This window comes from Longimicrobium sp., assembly GCF_036554565.1.
Lineage (GTDB): Bacteria > Gemmatimonadota > Gemmatimonadetes > Longimicrobiales > Longimicrobiaceae > Longimicrobium.
In genome coordinates this window covers 1-2,641 of the sequence record NZ_DATBNB010000838.1, presented here as the reverse complement: position 1 = coordinate 2,641, position 2,641 = coordinate 1, and the positions used below count along the sequence as shown (strand labels likewise).

1 protein-coding gene is annotated in these 2,641 nt (G+C 67.7%); it reads left to right on the top strand.

Annotation, left to right across the window (positions count from 1 at the left end; genetic code table 11):
• Nucleotides 1-665 precede the first annotated feature (665 nt).
• A partial coding sequence (locus VIB55_RS23660; protein WP_331879147.1) for a phage tail tape measure protein occupies nucleotides 666-2,641 on the top strand: 1,976 nt, incomplete at its 3' end.

Sequence of the window (2,641 nt, the reverse complement as noted above, 5' to 3'; positions counted from 1 at the left end):
CTTCAGCTCGTGTCAGAGGAGGCCCGGGAGCGGGTGCGGGGCGAGATCGCGCAGGCGATCAAGGGCGCGCTGGTCGAGGAGGGTGCGGAGGGAAACGAATTCGCGGCGACCGCGAGTTCGCCCACCATCTCGTCCGATTCGGAATCGGCGGGCGAACGGTAGCGGAGCTCGGCAGGCGGATGAGCGCCGAGGAGTTCAACGACTGGGTAGAGTACGCAGACAAGAACTTCGAACTGTTTTTCGGCCTGCGAGGCGGGTTGCTGTAGATGCGCGACGCTTACTCCGTTACGTAGTAGATCACGTCCCACTCGCCCCCGATCGCGCGCTGGCCGACCACGCACTTGTAGCGCGTACGAAGGGGCACCCCGAAGGCGTTCGTAGCATCCATGTGCGTGCGGACAGCGTGAACGTCGGCCCACTCCGCGGGATCGTACCCGGCTTCCGGGCCAACCACTGAGGCCGCAGCCGAATCGGGCGGCTGCATGTGGGCGGAGGCGGGCGACACAAGCCCGGGGCTAACTGCCGCGAGGATTTGACGCTGGCACTGCTGGATAGCGTGGGCCTCGACCGACGGCTGGGCTGAGGTTGTTTGCGCCGGGTCGCTGCCGCTGGAACACCCGCCGGACAGCACCAGAGCACAGGGTACGAACGAGAGGCGGTTTCGCATGGCGAACGTAGGCGAGTTGAGGGTAAGGATTACCGCCGACGCGTCCGGGGTCGAAACCGGGGCGCGGAAGGCGGAGCAGGCCATGTCCAGCCTAACCGGCTCGTTCCGCGGCGTCAACGGTGCTATCCAGACTCTGCTCGGTGCCGCAGGGATCGCCGGGCTCGGCTCCGCGTTCGCCACCGTCACCGGCCAAGCCCTCGCTTTCGGCAAGGCGATGGCCGCGGTGGAGACGCTGTTGCCCACCGGCTCCGACATGCAGGGCCTCGCAGACGCCGTCCTCAGCACCTCCAAGGCATTTGGTCAGGGATTCAGCGCCCCCATCCAGCAGGCGGGAGCCCTCTACGAAATCATCTCGGCGGGCACATCCGACGCTGCACAAGCAACCGCAGTCCTAACTCAGGCGAACAAGCTGGCGGTAGGCGGCTTCACCGACATCCAGACAGCAGCCGACGGCCTCACGTCCGTCCTCAACTCCTACGGTGCTGCGGCCGGTGGCGCGGAGAACGTCAGCGACAGCTTCTTCGTGGCCGCCGCCGCCGGCAAGACGACGATCGCGGAGCTTTCGCGCAGCCTTGGGTTGATCGCACCGATTGCGGCGCAGAGCGGGGTGAAGCTGGACGAGGTGACGGCCGCCGTGGGCGCGCTCACGAAGGGCGGCATGCAGACCGGCGTCGCCACGCAGGGACTGCGACAGATCATCGCCAGCGTGGTGAAGCCGACGAAGGAAGCAGCTGATGAGGCTAAGCGGCTGGGGATCTCCTTCAACGCCGCCTCGCTGCAGTCGCTCGGCCTGGCCGGGTTTATGGACCTGGTGAAGCAGAAGACCGGGGGGTCAACGTCATCGCTTGCGCTGCTCTTCGGCGGCGTTGAGGCGCTGGTCCCGGCGATGGCGCTGACTGGTACGGCCGCAGGCGACTTCGCGAATACGCTGGAGTTGATGAAGAACAAGGCGGGCGAGACCGAGCGCGCCTTCGGCATCATGTCCCAGACGATTGACTTCCGCTGGCAGCAACTCAAGGCCCGGATCGGCGCCGGCGCGGTCGCCATTGGCAAGGGGATGCTCTCCGCCATCGTCCCCGCCGCAGAAGCGGTAGCGGAATCGCTGTATGGGATCGCGCAAGCCTCCGCCGTGCTGGCCGCGATAATGGCGGGGCGCCTGGCCCAAAGCGCGAAGATCGCGGTCACTGGCTACGTCAACAAAATGAGGGCGGCAATCGCCGCCGGCACCGCCACGCGCCAAGCCGCCGTGCAGGCAGCGTTCGCGGCAAAGATGGAGGCCGCCGCCGCCGCCGAGTCTACGGCCGCGCGAGCGCGGGAGACTACCGCGACCCTCAACTCCATAAGGGCGACGCAGGCGGCCATCCAAGTATCGCGCGCGGAAACGATCGCCAAGCTCCGGTCCGCGCAGGCGATCAGCGCGGCGGCGGCGCGCGTGCCGATCTCCACCCTCGCCCCGCTGGGCGGAGCCGCAGTTGAACGAGAGATGGCGAAGCGCGCTGCAGCCACGCGCGCCGCGAGCGCCGCGACGCGAGAACTGGCGATTCTGGGCCAGCAGGAGGCGAGGGTAAAGGTTCAGGTCGCCGCCGCCACGTCCGCCGACACGGCCGCCAAGAACGCGGCTACGGCCGCCACGGCCCGTCTCGCCGTCGCCACCAACGCGCAGACGGCAGCCATGGCCCGCATGACGGTGGCCTCCCGCGTAGCCTCGGCTTCCATGACGGCGCTCAAGGGGGCGCTGGCGTTCTTCGGCGGCCCGATTGGGCTTGCTGTGACAATCGCGCTGGCTGCGTGGTCGCTGGGATTCCTGAATACCGGACGCCGCGCGCGCGCGATGGCGGCGGAAATCGAGGAAGCGGCAGAGCGGAGTCGCGCCGCTTTGAACCGGTTCAGCGAAGCGCTGCAGGGCGTAGACGAGAAAACGCTTCGACTTAACTATACGACGCAAGCCGGACTTCTTAGTCAGGCCGCCACGGC